The sequence below is a fragment of the Rhodococcus sp. NPDC057014 genome (assembly GCF_042673295.1).
GTDB lineage: Bacteria > Actinomycetota > Actinomycetes > Mycobacteriales > Mycobacteriaceae > Rhodococcus_F.
Genome location: NZ_JBHUSF010000221.1, coordinates 1 through 15216 on the forward strand (window position 1 = coordinate 1; position 15216 = coordinate 15216).

Here is a 15216-nt window from a genome sequence, read left to right on the forward strand (position 1 = left end):
CTGCCGCCCACCGTCAGCAGCAGCACCGGCTTCCCGGCCCGCGACGCCTGCGCGGCAGCATCGACGAACGCCCGCCCGTCGCCGAAGTCCTCGCAGTACACGGCGATGAGTTCGGTCTCGTCGTGGTCGACGCAAGACCGGATGAGGTCGGCGGCGCCGAGGTCCGCTTGGTTCCCCAGCGAGGCGAACCGGGAGAACCCGTGTCCGCGGGCCTCGAGGAACTGGCTGAGTTCGAGTGCCATGTTGCCGCTCTGCGAGAGCAGCGCGACCCGTCCGGCGGGCAGCGGGTTCGACGCCAGCGTCAGCGCGGTGCTCGAGTCCAGCACCCCCAGGCAGTTCGGCCCGAGCAGGACCGCTCCGGCCGCCCGCACCCGCGCCACCACCCGATCCTGCACCGCCTTTCCGGCAGCGCCGAGTTCGGCGAAGCCGGCGGTGACACCGACGATCGCGGTGGCGCCCGCCGCGAGGGCGTCGTCGACCGCCTCCTCGAAACCCTGTGCCGGAACGGTGATGACGACGAGGTCGACCCGTTCGTCGAGTTCCGACAGGCTTCGGAGCGACGGCTGACCGAGAATGCGCTCGCCGCGCCGGTTGACGAGGTGGACCGACCGGTGGCCCGTCATCCGGAGCGCCTGGACGCTGATCCAGTTGCCGTACTTGGTCTCGTCGTTGCTCGCACCCAGGACCGCGACCGACCGCGGGTCGAACAGTGCCGTGAGGTCGCGGCCGGTGATCGTGCTCATCGGGTCTCCTCGACCTTCGGTGCGGGATGGCCGGTGCCCCACGCGTCGGCGCCGCCGTCGATCACCAGCGTGGTCCCGGTGACGTAACTGCCTGCGGGCGAGGCGAGGAACGTGACGACCCCGGACACGTCCTCGGCCGTGCCCAGGCGTCCGAGCGGCACCGCGGACGTCCACTGCGCGCGGGCCTCTTCCGTGTAGTTCTCCTCCATGCCCTCCGTCGCGATGGTGCCGGGGGCGATGCAGATCGACCGGATTCCGTACCGGCTCCACTCCAGCGACAGCCCGGAGGCGAGGTTTTCCAGGGCCGCGCGGGCCGACGTCGCGTGGACCATCGATGCGATTCCCCGGCGCGGGGAGAACGCCATGAAGAAAATGCATCCCGACCGCTGCGGAATCATCGCGCGGACGGCGACCTCCCGGGTGACCGCCCAGGTGGCGTCGACGGCGAGACGGTGAACGGCGCGCCACCCCTTGCTCGTGATGTCCTCGGCCGGCGCCGCGAACTGACCGCCGGCGTTGTTGACCAGAATGTCGATGCGGCCGAACCGCTCCAGGGCCCGATCGACCAGGGCGGTCACCTGCTCTTCTTCGCGAATGTCCGCGGGCACCGCGAGCGCCCGTCCGCCCAGTGCCTCGATCTCGGCGACGGTCTTCTCGAGGGGCTCGGGCCTGCGGCCGCTGATCACGACGTCGGCTCCACACCGCGCCATATCCAGTGCGATCGCGCGCCCTATCCCGGTGCCTCCACCGGTGATCAGTGCCACCCGCCCGCGATGGACGTCGGGTCGCAGCACCTGCCCGGCGCCTCCACCTGGGTTCTCACATTCCATCGAGCGTTCGCCTCTCGTCGCTACGGTTCCGACCAACGGGGGTCTGACTGATGCATCAGTTATACCGTGATTCAGCCCACAAATGTCAAGGCTTTTGCCGAAACTGATCCGAGGGTCAGGTGTGGTCCCCGCTTGTTTCATGGCATTTAACTGCCGTTATGCCGCTCGCGATCGGCTGTGGGTCGTTTTCGAGACCGGTAGCCATCGTCTGACTGATGCGTCAGTTTGCGGCGTATGATTTGATGGATCAGTCAGAGGCCAATCGAAGGAGGGACAGTGACCGCTCAACTCACCGAGGACGCGCGCCGAACGGCGATACTCGATGCTGCGGCTCAACTGATCGCCGAGCGCGGATACCACTCGGTCCGCATCTCCGACATCGCCCAGGTCGTCGGCACCAGCACCGGGGCGGTGCACTACTACTTCCCCGGCAAGAGCGACGTCCTGACCGCCGCCCTCCGCCACGCCATCGACAACGCCTTCGACCGGCAGAGCCGCGAACTGAAGGCGATCGACAACGCCCACGAACGGCTGCTCCGCCTGATCGACATGCAGTTGCCCCGAGTCGGACCGCTGCGCGACGAGTGGTCCATCTGGTTGCAGTTCTGGGCCGAGGCCACGCTCCGGCCCGAACTCCGCCCGTTCCACAACACGTACTACGCGCGCTGGCACGAGACCGTCGTCAAGATCGTCCGGCGCGGACAACGGCAGGACATCTTCCGCACCGACGTCGACCCGGAGACCATCGCGCAGAGGCTGACCGCGCTCACCGACGGAACCGCCATCCAGGTCCTCACCGGCGCACCGAACATGACCGTCGCCGCGATGAAAGAGGTACTCGTGCAGTTCGTCCACGACGAACTGGTCGCGCCGCGCACATGGTGACCCGGCCTCCGCGGGCCGCCCGGCGCGTTCGGGCCGATGGTCGCTAGCTCCACGGAACGGCGGACGCGCGGCGGCAGTGCGGTCGCCTGGGGATGCGGCGCCGCCTCCGCGATCGCCTACGGACTCACCCCCACGTTCGCCGCGATCGGCTACGCCGGCGGCGTGTCACCGGCCGTCCTCGTCTGCCTCCGCAGCCTCGTCGGTGCCGCACTGCTGTTCCTTCTGGCCTGGTCCACCGGAAGGCTGAAGGGCGTCACCTGGAAGTCCGCCGTCGGACTGTGCTGTGTCTGCGGCCCACTGTTCGGCATCCAGTTGCTGTGTTTCTTCGCGGCGGTGCGGGTCACCGGCGCGCAGATCGCGGTCGTGATCGTCCACATCTACCCGCTGTTCGTGATGGCACTCGTCTGGGTGGTCACCCGGAACAGGATCAACCGCGGTCAACTGGTGCTGGCCGTCGCGATGTCCGGCGGCATCGCACTCGTCGCGGGCGCCGGCACCTCCGCGGTCGCCGTGAACGGGGCCGTGCTCGCCCTCCTCAGCGCCGCCGGGTACGCGCTCTACCTGGTGGTCGGGGAACGGTGGGTACACCAGGTCAGCCCCGTCGCCGCCGGCGCACTCGCATCACTCGGCGCCGGAATCGCCACCGGCACGATCGCCGTCGTCGACGGACAGTCCTGGACATTCGCACCCAGCGGATGGGGATCCATCCTGTTCCAGGGGCTCCTCCTGATGCCCATCGGGATCGGCTGCTCCTTCATCGCCGTGCGCGCCCTCGGATCCACGTCCGTCGCCCTCCTCGGACTGCTCGAACCGGTGGTCGGGGTGCTCGCCGCACAGGTCCTGCTGGGCGAGCAACTGTCCCCGCCACAGTGGGCGGGGATGGCCGTCGTCCTCATCGCCTCCGCGGCACTCCCCGCCATGCGCTCCGCGCCCGTGAGTACTTATTAACTACGGGCGGTTAACAAGTACTCACGGGGGCGAAGCCCAAACTGGCACGACAGGCGACCACCAGACGCGCGGTGGCGGGGCTGCCACCGTCACCGCAGGCCGGGCAGACCATCGCGACCGTCCGTGCCACCTCGTCCACGGTCACCGTGAGCGGCACGGCGCATCGACGGCACCAGCGGTGCCGGGTGATTGCGTTGACGTGGACCGGCGAGGCGACGCACTGGTGGATCCACCGCCGGTGCAACGGACACGTCGTGCGGTCGTCCGGGGATAGGCGCTGCGCGTCCTCGGCGGCGTCCTCCCGCGCGAGTTGATCACTCAGTGTCGCGTGGCGAAGGCGCGGGGCCTGCCGGATCGTGCAGGGAGTTGTCACGGGGTCACCTCGACGAGATCGAACCGGGAATGCAGTTGCGCCCACGTCGTGCGACGCCTGCCGTCGGGAGTGCAGTAGCCGCTGCCCGGCTCCGGAACCCAGGTTCGCATGAGATCGTCACGTACGGCGGGACGGTCGGCGGGTTCGGACGTGTGCGCCAGCCCGGCGACCAGCCACACGCGAGCGGTCTTGCAGTGCGATTCCGAGTGGGTCACTGCGCCAGACGGATTCGTATTCATGGGTCGTCCTCGTCCACTCCGGCCGCGGATTCGTACCCGAAGGAGTTTGCTCCTCGACGAGTCGAGATCCGCGTGGGTTTGTCTGTCTGACCTCATGTTCCGCCGTCGGCGGCGCGATGACTGTCTCATTTCCTGACACGAACGGAGGATGACGAACGGCGCGTCAGACGTCGATGCCGAATTCCTTGATCTTGCGGTAGATCGTGGCACGCGAGATGCCGAGAGCTGTTGCCGCGGCTTTCTTGTTGCCGTGGTTCTCCTCGAGGCTGCGCACGATAGCGTCGCGTTCGAGGGCTTCGATCTGGGTGAGGGTGTGCCGGCTCAGGGCCCGGCACATCGGGGGCAGCTGCTCGACTTCGACGACACCGGAGCGCTGACGTTGGACGACCTCGTGCAGGACCTGCCGGAGTTCGGTGACGTTTCCGGGCCAGCTGTACTTGCAGAGTTGGCGCATTGCCGCAGGCGAGAGCGACAGCTCCGCGCCGCGACCGAGTTGTCTTAGCAGATGCGGTACCAGACTGTGCAGATCGTCGATGCGATGCCGCAGGGCCGGCATCGTGACGGTGTGGCTGAAGTGGGGAAGGAGCAGTGCATCGAGATCGGTGCTGTGATCGGTGCCGCCGATGGTCGCGCCGACCCAGCCGGCATGTTCGCGCCCTTGGATCAGGTCGGCGACAACCCGCTGCTGTGGCTCGCTGAGCAGGTCGATGTCGCGCAGGATCACGCTGAATCGTTCCTGGTCGAGTTCCTGTTCGAGGGCCGGCAGCGCGGCGCCGTCGTCGGCGAGTTCGGCTGCCGTGAAGATCCGGGTTCGAATGGGAATATGCTCGACGGCAACAGCTTTGAGAGCGGCTCCGCGCCCACTTCCGGGCTCACCCGACACGATGACCCACTGCTGCTCGCGTGCGCAGCGGGCGATCTGCTGGCAGGTGCGGCGCCAGGACGCGCTGGTGCCGGTGACGCCGGGAAGCACGGTGCTTGCCAGTGCGGAGGCGACAGATGACGTGGGGACGTCGAGGAGATGTACGTAGAACAAGGCCATCGGCCTGCGGGCTCCGAGCCCGAAGTCCTCGATCGAGGACAACCTGGCCGTCTGACCGCTGGGCAGGGCGACGATATGCCGATAGGCGGCGTTGACGCTGCTCAGGTCGACGGCGTGTTCGAGTAGCGCTGCCTGATCCAGGGCGTCCAGCGCCACGCGAAGTCGCCGGTTGACGAGGACGACATCGTCTCCGAGCGCCAGCACCCCGGTCTGCGGCGATCGGCGGCACGCCTTGAGATACGCGTTGAGCAACGAGGTCTGGTCGGCGCTGGCCTGCGCCAGGAGACGGCCTTCGATCTGAGCCGTGGCGGATTTGGCGAGCGTGGCCAGCAACGGGCCCCCGTCCTCTACCCAGCCGGTGAGATCGAGTGCCCCCACGAGAGTGCCGGACATCGGATGGGTGATCGGGACACCCGCGCAGGCCAGTTGCCCGAGGCAGCCGGCATAGTGTTCGGCACCCGTGACGAGGGTGGGCTGGCGCGTCTCCAGGGTCGTGCCGATGCCGTTGGTGCCGGCGAACTCTTCCGAGTAACTGTAACCGGGTATCAGTTGGACGTCGTCGAGGGTGCGATTGAGTTGCCGGCTGGCGGTGATCCTGGTCAGGATCACTCCGTCAGCCGACGTCAGGATCACGCTGACCGGTTCGTCGACCAGGCCGTCCGCGAGTTGTCGCAACACGGGTTCGGCAGCCGCGACGAGAGGACAGTCCAGATTCGGCTCTCGGACGAACGGGAGGTCGAGTTGATCAGGGCTCACCTCGAGCGACTTCGATCGTTGCCAGGAGAACGAGATGGGTTGGCGAACGGAGCTGTCGAGATCGTTGTCGGCGAGAAACAACTCCCGCGCCTTCTGCAGGTCCTTGGTGGTCATGCCGTGTTTACGCCCCGTTTCTCCACAGGTCTATGAACCTGAGCGTACGTCGTCTCGATGTGAGACGCGTCTCAATATGAGACGGTCCGTCGGGGGGTGTTCGACCGGCGCCCGGGTACCGGTCAGTACTTCGAGGACGCTCGCGAGGTCGGCCGGCGTGAGGGTGCCCGGAACCGGAGGAGGGCCGGGTTGAGTGCGGGGACGGCCGCGCCGCCGTCCGGGGTGCGCTGTCATGGTCGGGGCCTTTCGTCGCGGGGTGGGGCGGATGCAGGGCCGTGGTCGTCATATCGCGCGGCCCGGGTTCAGAATTCCGGTCGGGTCGAACGCCGCCTTGATTCCTGACATCAGGGATCTCTCCACCGAGCCGATCATGGGTTCGAGGTAGCGGCGTTTGAGGCTGCCGACGCCGTGCTCGCCCGTGATCGATCCGCCCAGCGCCAGACACCGCGTCACCATCTCGTCGAAGGCCCGATGGGCCCGGTCGGCGGCGTCGGGGTCGGCCGCGTCGGGGTCGGCCGCGTCGAACACGATCGTGGGGTGGAGGTTCCCGTCGGCGGCGTGCCCGAACGTACCGATGAGCAGGCGGTGGCGATCGGCAATCCGGGTAATGGCGTCGAGCATGTGCGGTAGCCGGGGGACCGGCACGGCCAAGTCGTCGAGCAGGGTGCTGCCGCGGCGTTCCAGGGCGGTCAGCGCCACACGGCGCGCCTGCATGAGGGCGTCACCTTCGGCGGCGTCGGTGCTCACGTACAACTCGGTGGCCGCGGCGGCGCGGCAGGCGTCCGCGCTGCGCTGGGCTTCCGCCTCGGCGGCGTCACCGTCGCACTGGATCAGCAGCAGCGCTCCGGCCGTCTCGTCGAGACCCATGCGGGTCATGTCGTTGACGGCCGCGATGGTGGTGCGGTCCATGAGTTCGACCAGGCTCGGGTCGGCCACCGCCTGAATCGCCAGCACCGCGTCGACCGCCTGGACGGTATCGGGGAAGGCGGCGACGACGGTGGCCGTGTGCACCGGCGTGCGGCGCAGCCGCACGGTCGCCTCGACGATCACGGCCAGGGTGCCCTCGGACCCGACCAGTAGCCGAGTCAGGTTCAAACCGGCCACATTCTTGCGGGTGACGGCGCCGGTGTGGATGATCCGGCCGTCGGCGAGGACCGCCTTGATCCGGGCGACGTGGTCGCCGGTGACCCCGTATTTTGCACAGCAGGCGCCGCCGGCGTCGGTTGCGAGGTTCCCGCCGATCGTGGAGACGGCGCGACTGCCGGGGTCGGGGACGTACCACAGTCCGCGCGCTGCCACCGCGGTCGCGAGGTCACCGTTGATCACTCCCGCCTCGACCGTGGCGGTGCGGGACTGTTCGTCGACGGCGAGGATCCGGTCGAGTGTCTCGGTACTCAGCACAATGCAGCCGTCGACCGCGTTGGCCCCTCCGGCCAGCCCGGTGCCCGCACCTCTCGTCACGACCGGAATACCATGTCGGTGCGCTGTTTTCAGAGTCGCGACGACATGGTCGACGGTCCGCGCGCGGACGACGGCGAGCGGAAGCCCGGACGGGCAGAGTAACGCCTGATCGCGGGTGTAGGCGATCATGGTGTCGCTGTCGATTACCGCGGCATCGCCCAGTTCCGCGATCAAATCCGCGACGGGACCGCCCGTCACGACCGTCATGCCTTGGCCTGCGTGACTTCCAGCTCTCCCATCCGCGACCAGTCCTCCCCCGGTATCTCCGTGTGGATGATGCGCGGTGTCTCACTCAGCGCGGGACGCATCGCGTCCAGTCCCTTCCGGAAGTGGTCGGCGGCGACGTGGTCGGAACCGGCCTGCCCGTCCCGGAAAGCCTCGATCAATACGAATTCGGCGGGGTCGTCGGCGCTGCGGTGCCACTCGAACCAGAGATTGCCCGGTTCGGATCGGGTCGCGTCGGTGAACTCCTTCGTGACGAGCAGCCAGTCGTTCTGATGCGTGTCGAGGACCTTGAACTTCACCACGATGAAAATCACGATGCTTCACTTTCTTTCGGGCATACGGACGCCGGAGGGGTGGGTTTGCGCGAGCAGGGAGAGCGGGTCACCGCCTCTTCAGGCGGTCGTGGCGGCGACCCACTCGGCTGCGTCAGTAGATGTTCGACGGGCGGACCATGCCTTCGGCGAGATCGCCGAAGCCGGGCGCCATGATGGCGCCGGGATTGCCGATGATCTCCTCCACCACAGCGGTTTCGGTGGTGATCAGCAGTGCCGCGATCGAGGCCGCACTTTCGAGTGCGGCGCGGGTGACCTTGAACGGGTCGATCACCCCGTCGTCGAACATGTCTCCGTATTCACCGGTGAGCGCGTTGAACCCGTGCCCGAGCGGGAGACCGGCGACCACCTCGACGACGTCGTCGCCGTCGAATCCGGCGTTGATCGCGATCCAGCGCAGCGGTTCGGCGAGGGCGCGCCGTACGACGTCGCACCCGATGGCCTCGTCTCCGGACAGGTCGAGGTCGGCCAGTGCCCGGTGTGACTGTGCCAGCGCGGTGCCACCGCCGGAGACGATGCCCGCCTCCACCGCCGCGCGGGTGGCGGCCAGGGCGTCCTCGACGCGCAGCATCCGCTCCTTGAGTTCGACACTGGTCGCGCCGCCGACGCGGATGACGGCGACCCTCCCGGTGAGCCGGGCGATGCGCAGTTCGAGGCTTTCCTGATCTGCCTCGATCTTGGCGCGCTCGAGCTGGGACTCCAGTTGGGCGATGCGGGCGTCGAGGAGGCGCTGGGCGCCGTGGCCACCGACGATCGTGGTCTCGTTCTCGGTCACCGTGATCCGGTCACACGAACCGAGATGCTCGACGCTGACCTCGGACAGTTCGATCCCGGTGTCCTTGGCGATCACGTGCCCACCGAGCGCCACCGCGAGGTCTTCGAGCTCGGCGACCCGACGGTGCCCGAAACCGGGCGCCCGGACGACCACCGACTGCATGGTCTTGTGCATGTTGCCGCCGACGAGCAGTTGCAGGGCCGGTCCGTCGACTTCCTCGGCGAGCACCACCAGCGGCCGGTCGGCGCGCTTGGCGACCTCGACGGCCGGCATGATCTCCTGGACCTGGGTGATCTTCTTGTTGGTCAGCAGGATCAGCGGATCGGCGTGGACCGCTTCCATCCGCTCCGGGTCGGTGACCATGTATCCCGAGGTGTAGCCGTGGTCGAACTCGATGCCGTCGACGATGTCGACGGACAACCCGAGGGTGTCGCTTTCCTCGGTGGTGACGACTCCGGACTTGCCGACGTAGTCGACGGCCTTCGAGATGGCGTGTCCGATCACGTCGTCGTCGCTGGCGGCGAGCGTCGCGATGCGTTGCAGATCGCTCTGGCCGCCGATCTGGGTGGCCTGTTCGCGGAGGGAGTCGACGACGACGGACACGGCTCGTTCGATGCCGCGTCGGACCCGCATGGGGTTGGCTCCGGCCTCGACGGAGCGCAGCCCCTCACGGACCATGGCCTGGGCGAGCACGGTTGCGGTGGTGGTGCCGTCGCCGACGACACCGTTGGTCTTCATCGCCACCTCCTTCACCAGCTGGGCGCCCATGTTCGCGAACGGTTCGCGGAGCTGGATCTCGCGCGCGATGGTCACGCCGTCGTTGGTGATGGTCGGCGGCCCGGTGAGTTTCTCGAGCACCGCGTTGCGCCCCTTGGGGCCGAGGGTCACCTTGACCGCGTCGGCGAGGGCGTTGACGCCGTGTTCGAGTCGGGCTCGGGCGTCCGTGTTGTACCGCAGCTCTTTTGCCATGGCTGATGGTCCTTTCCTACTTTTCCTTGTGCGGAGAATGCGGCGTGTTACGGGACGAGAATCGCCCGGCCGCGCACCCGCCCGGCATCGAGATCGTCGAGGGCTTGCTGGAAGTCCTCGAGCCGGTACCGGGTTGTGTGCAACGTGACCTTGCCCTGGGCGGCAAGGGTCATGAGCTCCTGGAGGTCGTTGTAGGAGCCGACGAGGTTTCCGATGAAGTTGATCTCGGTGGAGATCACATCGATGGTCGGGACGTCGATGTTCTCGCCGTATCCGACGACGTAATAGTTCCCGGCGCGGCGCAGCATCGCGATGCCTTCGCGGGTGGCGCCGCCTTCGCCGACGAAGTCGACGACAGCCTCGGCGCCGTGTCCGCCGGTGAGGTCGAGTACCTGCTGGATGTGGGTGCCGTCGGCGACGATGCCGTGGTCGGCGCCGATCTTCACGGCCAGTTCGACGGCTGCGGGGTTGCGGTCGAGCACGACGACGGTGACGCCGGAGATGGCTTTGAGGACCTGGATGCCGATGTGGCCGAGGCCGCCGGCCCCGATCACCACGCAGACGTCCCCGGGCCGGGTCGTGTTCGCGGCCTTGGCAACCGCGTGGTACGCGGTCAGGCCGGCGTCGGCGAGTGCGGCGACGTCCGCCGGTTCGAGTGTGTCGTCGATCTTCACGACGCTGCGGGCGGTGGTGCGCAGGTACTCGGCGTAGCCGCCGTTGACGTCGATGCCCGGGAACTGGCTGTTCTCGCAGTGGACGTCGTCACCGAATCGGCACGCCCGGCACAGCCCGCACGTGATCAGGGGGTGGAGGATCACCTTGTCGCCGACCGCGACGTTGGTGACGGCATCGCCGACGGCGTGGACCCAGCCGGCGTTCTCGTGGCCGATCGTGTACGGCAGCGCGACACCGGATTTCTCCTCCCACTGCCCCTCGAGGATGTGCAGGTCGGTGCGGCACACGCCGGCGCCGCCGATGCGCACGACGACGTCGAGGGGGCCCTCGACCGTGGGTTCGGGAATGTCGGTGAGCTGCAGTTTGGTGTGGTATCCCACCACTTGCACGGCCTTCATCGCGGGCTCCTGGTTCTGACGTTGATGATTCGCGGTGTGGTGCCGACGGATTCGCTGTCGGCGTAGCGGGTGGCGAGCAGTCCGCGGCAGAAGTGGGCGTTGCCCTCCATCGAGATGCGCACCGATTTGGCGAAGCGCAGCCGCATCGGCACCGACTCCGGGGGGATCCGCTTGCCGTCGTCGTCGACGAACACCCGACTGGCCGGGCAGATGCTCAACCCGATGCCGATCCGGCGGCGCAGCAACGCGGCCTTGGACTTTCCCGAAGCGAGATCGCTGAGGGTGAGCCGGTAGATCTCGTTCACACCCAGATCGGTGGTCTTCAGGTGCGCCTCCACGCAGCGTTCCATCGCGGCGGCATGCGCCTTGGACAGGAACGTTCGGCGCAACTCGTGCAGACTGTCCTCCGCCTCGGAACCGAACGTCCCGACGTATCCGGCGTCGGCGGCGAGGCCGGCGTTGATCTTGTCGCTGTCGTGATGGTCGTCGAGCAGCACCCGCACCTCACCGATGTCCTCGATCAGGCGCAGGGCGTCGAGGGAATCGGAGGCCATGAGGTAGGCGAAGTTCGGCGAACAGAACGCGGTGGGCAACCGCAGGTGCACGGTGACCCCGTCGTCGTCGAGGGTGACCGACCGGACGAACCCGAGATCGGTGATGGGTTCGTCCAGTTCCGGGTCGGTGACCGTCGACAGGGCCATCAGGACGTCCTGTTCGGTGCAGACGACGGCGGCGGTCATGACGGCACGGATTCCGGCTCTCGCGCCCCGGCGGCGACCTCCACACCTTCCTGCCCGGCCGGCTCGGCCAGTTGCAGGTCGGCGGGAACGTCGATGTCGTACAGCGCTGCCGCGTTGAGGCCGAGGATCTTCTGTTTCTGCTCCACGGTGATCGGGGCGTACTCGCTCTGCATGTCCTCGGGGATCTGGAAGTCGACGAACCTCTCGATCAGCCACTTCGGTGTCCACAGCGCGTAGTCGCTGCCGAACAGGATCTTGTCCTCGCCGATCCAGTAGAGCAGTTCGCCGATGATCTGGGCGAAATAGCGGGGCCGGGTGTGGATGAACGGCAACGCCACTGCCAGACCGCCGTACACGTTCGACTCCTGGGTGGCGATCCAGCAGAAGTCCTCGAGCCGCGGCAGACCCACGTGCTCGACGACGAATCGCAGGTCCAGGTAGTCGGTGGCGACCTTGTCGACGTCGGAAACGTCGAACGCGTCGCGGTCGAGGGGACGGATCGTCGGGCCCTTGTGAACGTGAATGTTCTTGATTCCCAGCGTGATGCACTCTTCGAGATAGCGCCGCGACCACGGGTCGTCGAGTTTGTAGCCGCGGGAGTCGCCGTGCCATTCGGCGGTGTAGAGCTTGACGCCCTGCAGGTTCATCCGGTCCGCGTCCCTGCGGAGCTGTTCGAGACCGGCCTCCTCGTGGCGCGGGTCGTAGGCGTGGTTGTAGGTGAGCTTGCCGGGATTCTTGGCGACCAGGGCGAGCGCTTCGTCCGTCTGTCCGAATCCGTTGTGGTAGAAGTCGCTGAGCAGGGTGGCCTGGAAGATCGCGTGGTCGACGTATCCGTCCACGAAGAGGTCGCGCTCGAAGCGTTCGCTGCCGTAGTACGTGTAGGTGTCGTAGTCCCACACGACCTCTTCGGGGCTGAGGTTCTTGTGGTAGTCGTAGAAGCAGTCGATGAACTGCTTGCCGTGCACGTTCTTCTGGTTCGACGCGCGGCCGTCCCAGATGTGCACGTGCCCATCGACGATGAAATACTTCTGACCGTCCTTCTGATACATCGCGTCCTCGCTTGGTCCTGGTTCCGGGTGGGATGGGGGTTGTCGGGGGCCACCTATCGCGGTGGCCCCGGACAGCTGCGGGCTAGTTCTCCGTGAGGTCGAATCCGATGTACTCGGCGGCATCCTCGGGGCTGGCGAACAGCAGGGTCTTCTCGTCGAGGTGGACCATGCGCCCGTAGTGGGTGGAGCTGATCTCCTCGAAGATCGAGCCGTCGAAATCCTGCCCCAGGGCGTCGGTCAGTTCGTCGTAGTCGAAGTCGAGCAGCTTCTGGCCGTCGACGCGGATCATCGACGGGTACTCGGTCAGCTCCACACCGTCCTTCGCGCCCATCACCTCCGCGACGACCCGGCCGATCGGGGTGTTCATCAACGTGACACCGCACATGTTGGAGAACTCGGTGGACGATCCGAATTGCATGGTCACTGGTCCAACTCCTTCGGGATGTCGAGCCCGATCTCCTCGAGCAGGGAACGGAACTTCGCCGTGGCGGCGTCGAGGCTGTCGGCGAAGGTGACGGCCTTGTCGGCGGGCTGCGACCAGATCGGCTGCAGCGCGCGGGCGGCGTCGAGGCAGCGGGGCACCCAGGTGGCCAGCCACGTGCCGAACAGTTCCTTGTTCGACTCACCGTGCTCGGGGTCGCGGGTGAGCAGCCGGAACAGGTTGCGGGTGTACGCGAGGTCGCGGTCGTAGTCGTGCTCGCCGGTGCCGACGATCGTGGGGGTGATGTAGTCGCCGTTGCCTGCGGCGATCTGCATGACCAGTTCCGTGCGGAACAGCGAACCGACCAGCTGTTCGAAGACGATGTTGGAGCCGAACAGCAGCTCACACCAATCCGGAACGGCGGTAAGCCGCTCGACGACCTCCCGGGTGGGCTGCCACTCGGGCGCCGACTGCCAGACGGCCTTGTGCGCGTCGCCGTCGAAATCCTCGGTGGCCTCGGACAGGTCCAGGTTGAACAACGCCAGGTCCTGGGCGAAGCGCATCTTGTGGGCGGCGTTCACCGCGACGGCCGTGTTGATCATGTTGGTCGGCCCGGACCGCTGGATGGACGTGAAGACATGCAACGCCAAACCGTTCTCGGCATGCATCCACGCGCCGAGATTGCGGGAGATGAACGTCAACCAGGGGGTGTTCCAGGCGTCGTACACGCGGGCGCGCTTGGCGTTGGAGAGGCACAATTCGACCTGGTGGACGACCTTGGAGTTGTTGCGAAAGATCGTCTGGTCCCACTCCTCGTTCGGGTCGAGGAAGGCATGCCAGTTCGACGACTTCGCGACGGTCCAGTCCTGCGGATATCCGCCCGGTCCGTTACCGAATCCGTAGATCCAGCCCTGGGAGAGGTGGCGGTCCGGGTCGGGTTGGACGTCGACGGTCACGTCCTCGTACATCGTCGACCGCTTCTTGGCCGGCGTGTAGTAATTGAACGTACGGCTGCGGGAGCTGGGGAACTCCAGCGCACCGGCTTCGGAGTCGGTGAACTCGATCTTCGGAAAGCTCCGCTGCTTGGGCTCGGAGGTTGCGGTCATCTCGTTTCTCAGTTCTGTCGGTGAAAGAGGGCTGTGATTTCCTGTGGTGGGCTACTCGAAGGCGGGGCTGGTGAACTTGTCGTAGAAGATCTGATCGCTCGGGGTGCCGGTGGCCTCGAGCAGGGCGAGCGCCGCGTCGACCATCGGTGGTGGTCCACAGAGGTAGACCTCGGTCCTGCCGATGTCCGGTTCGCGGCGGCTCACGACGTCGGTGACGTTGCCTTCTTCGACGACGATCGACCCCGCCGGCTCCGGGACCATCGATTCCGACAGGCACGCCACGAACGTGAAATCCGTGAGTCCTTCTCCGAGTCGGAGAATCTCGTCGACGTAGAACAGGTCGGCGGGCGTCCGGGCACCGTAGTAGAAGTGCACCGAACGGGTGTTGCCCGTCTCGCTCATGTGCCGCAGGAGCGAGAGGACGGGAGCCATTCCGGCTCCGCCGCCGATCAACACGATCGGCAGGACATGACCTTCCTTGAGGGTGAACGACCCGTAGGGACCGGTCAAGCTGATCTCGTCGCCGACCGAGATGACATCATCGAGCATCCCGGCGAACTTTCCGCCCGGATACTTCTTGATGAGGAATTCGATGTGGCCGGGTGTCGACTGCGTCGTTGCCATCGAGAAGGACCGATGTTCCTCGGTCCCCGGGATCTTCAGGTCCGCGTACTGGCCGGGCCTGAACTCGTAGGCGGCGGGTTCGACGGGCTGCAATCGCAGCGAGACGATGTCCTTGGTCATCGACTCGATCCCGGTCACCTGGGTGCGTACATCCTGGATGGGGACACCGCCGAGGAGTTCGTCCTCGTCGAAGTTGAGCAGCTCGATCGTGCAGTCGCTGTAAGCGGTTGAGCGGCAGAGCAATACCATCCCCTCGTCGACCTCGGATTCGTTGCACGCAAATGTCGAGTAGTTCTCCATCTGGATGTCGCCGTCCAGGACGAACGACTTGCAGGCCGAGCACCGCCCCTCGCGGCAGCCGTGCATCAGGTGGATGCCCTGCCGGAACGCGGCGTCGAGGATGTACTCGTCTTCGCCGACTTCCATCTCGATGTCGACGGGCTCGAAGTTGATACGGTGCTTGTCGGCCACGGGGGATTCTCCTGGGCTTGTGAAGTGAATGGTGAAGCGG

At 66.7% G+C, this 15216-nt stretch carries 16 protein-coding genes; 2 read left to right on the forward strand and 14 right to left on the reverse strand.

The genetic code is table 11. From position 1 onward, the window contains the following. Both ACFTZB_RS31500 and ACFTZB_RS31505 read right to left on the reverse strand, forming a co-directional pair. A partial coding sequence (locus tag ACFTZB_RS31500; RefSeq protein WP_378437526.1) for a CoA-binding protein occupies window positions 1–743 on the reverse strand: 743 nt, incomplete at its 3' end. Beyond that, on the reverse strand, window positions 740–1573 hold the full coding sequence (locus ACFTZB_RS31505) for an SDR family NAD(P)-dependent oxidoreductase (RefSeq protein ID WP_072942574.1): 834 nt from the start codon (window positions 1571–1573) through the stop codon (window positions 740–742). The genes ACFTZB_RS31500 and ACFTZB_RS31505, both read right to left, overlap by 4 nt. Before the next feature lie 276 nt (window positions 1574–1849). On the opposite strand from ACFTZB_RS31505, the gene ACFTZB_RS31510 reads away from it, so the two are divergent. Both ACFTZB_RS31510 and ACFTZB_RS31515 read left to right on the forward strand, forming a co-directional pair. Beyond that, window positions 1850–2458, forward strand: coding sequence for a TetR/AcrR family transcriptional regulator (locus tag ACFTZB_RS31510; protein WP_378437529.1), 609 nt, complete (start codon window positions 1850–1852; stop codon window positions 2456–2458). Window positions 2459–2494: 36 nt separating this feature from the next. After that, entirely contained in the window at window positions 2495–3406 is a 912-nt protein-coding gene (locus ACFTZB_RS31515) for a DMT family transporter (RefSeq protein WP_378437531.1), read from the forward strand. A 10-nt stretch (window positions 3407–3416) separates the two neighbouring features. Here ACFTZB_RS31515 and ACFTZB_RS31520 read toward each other — a convergent pair whose 3' ends face one another. From ACFTZB_RS31520 to ACFTZB_RS31575, 12 genes are all read right to left on the reverse strand, one after another. Continuing rightward, the gene (locus ACFTZB_RS31520; RefSeq protein ID WP_378437533.1) at window positions 3417–3779 is read right to left on the reverse strand and encodes a hypothetical protein; all 363 of its coding nucleotides are present in this window, start codon (window positions 3777–3779) and stop codon (window positions 3417–3419) included. Then, window positions 3776–4018 carry a hypothetical protein gene (locus ACFTZB_RS31525; RefSeq protein ID WP_378437535.1) on the reverse strand — a complete coding sequence of 81 codons (243 nt, stop codon included), beginning with the start codon at window positions 4016–4018 and terminating at the stop codon, window positions 3776–3778. Before ACFTZB_RS31525 ends, ACFTZB_RS31520 begins: the two co-directional genes overlap by 4 nt. 163 nt (window positions 4019–4181) lie before the next feature. Further along, window positions 4182–5930 carry a sigma-54-dependent Fis family transcriptional regulator gene (locus ACFTZB_RS31530; protein WP_378437537.1) on the reverse strand — a complete coding sequence of 583 codons (1749 nt, stop codon included), beginning with the start codon at window positions 5928–5930 and terminating at the stop codon, window positions 4182–4184. 282 nt (window positions 5931–6212) lie between these two features. Next, the gene (locus tag ACFTZB_RS31535) at window positions 6213–7598 is read right to left on the reverse strand and encodes an FAD-binding oxidoreductase (protein WP_378437539.1); all 1386 of its coding nucleotides are present in this window, start codon (window positions 7596–7598) and stop codon (window positions 6213–6215) included. After that, window positions 7595–7930 (reverse strand): putative quinol monooxygenase, encoded by a 336-nt coding sequence (locus tag ACFTZB_RS31540; protein ID WP_378437541.1) that lies wholly within the window; start codon window positions 7928–7930, stop codon window positions 7595–7597. Before ACFTZB_RS31540 ends, ACFTZB_RS31535 begins: the two co-directional genes overlap by 4 nt. Window positions 7931–8042: 112 nt before the next feature. Beyond that, complete coding sequence (groL, locus tag ACFTZB_RS31545) at window positions 8043–9692, reverse strand: chaperonin GroEL (RefSeq protein WP_378437543.1); 1650 nt, start codon at window positions 9690–9692, stop codon at window positions 8043–8045. A gap of 47 nt (window positions 9693–9739) precedes the next feature. Beyond that, window positions 9740–10765 (reverse strand): NAD(P)-dependent alcohol dehydrogenase, encoded by a 1026-nt coding sequence (locus tag ACFTZB_RS31550; protein ID WP_378437545.1) that lies wholly within the window; start codon window positions 10763–10765, stop codon window positions 9740–9742. Then, window positions 10762–11505: an iron-sulfur cluster assembly protein gene (locus tag ACFTZB_RS31555; RefSeq protein ID WP_378437547.1), complete on the reverse strand. Its 744-nt coding sequence runs from the start codon at window positions 11503–11505 to the stop codon at window positions 10762–10764. Before ACFTZB_RS31555 ends, ACFTZB_RS31550 begins: the two co-directional genes overlap by 4 nt. Beyond that, entirely contained in the window at window positions 11502–12554 is a 1053-nt protein-coding gene (locus ACFTZB_RS31560; RefSeq protein ID WP_378437549.1) for an amidohydrolase family protein, read from the reverse strand. The genes ACFTZB_RS31555 and ACFTZB_RS31560 overlap by 4 nt, the downstream gene beginning before the upstream one ends. A gap of 82 nt (window positions 12555–12636) precedes the next feature. After that, entirely contained in the window at window positions 12637–12978 is a 342-nt protein-coding gene (gene mimD, locus ACFTZB_RS31565; protein ID WP_179220255.1) for a propane 2-monooxygenase effector subunit MimD, read from the reverse strand. After that, the gene (locus ACFTZB_RS31570) at window positions 12975–14081 is read right to left on the reverse strand and encodes an aromatic/alkene monooxygenase hydroxylase subunit beta (protein ID WP_072942598.1); all 1107 of its coding nucleotides are present in this window, start codon (window positions 14079–14081) and stop codon (window positions 12975–12977) included. The genes mimD and ACFTZB_RS31570 overlap by 4 nt, the downstream gene beginning before the upstream one ends. A 51-nt stretch (window positions 14082–14132) precedes the next feature. After that, window positions 14133–15176 carry an FAD-binding oxidoreductase gene (locus tag ACFTZB_RS31575; protein WP_378437553.1) on the reverse strand — a complete coding sequence of 348 codons (1044 nt, stop codon included), beginning with the start codon at window positions 15174–15176 and terminating at the stop codon, window positions 14133–14135. Between the last annotated feature and the right edge of the window lie 40 nt (window positions 15177–15216).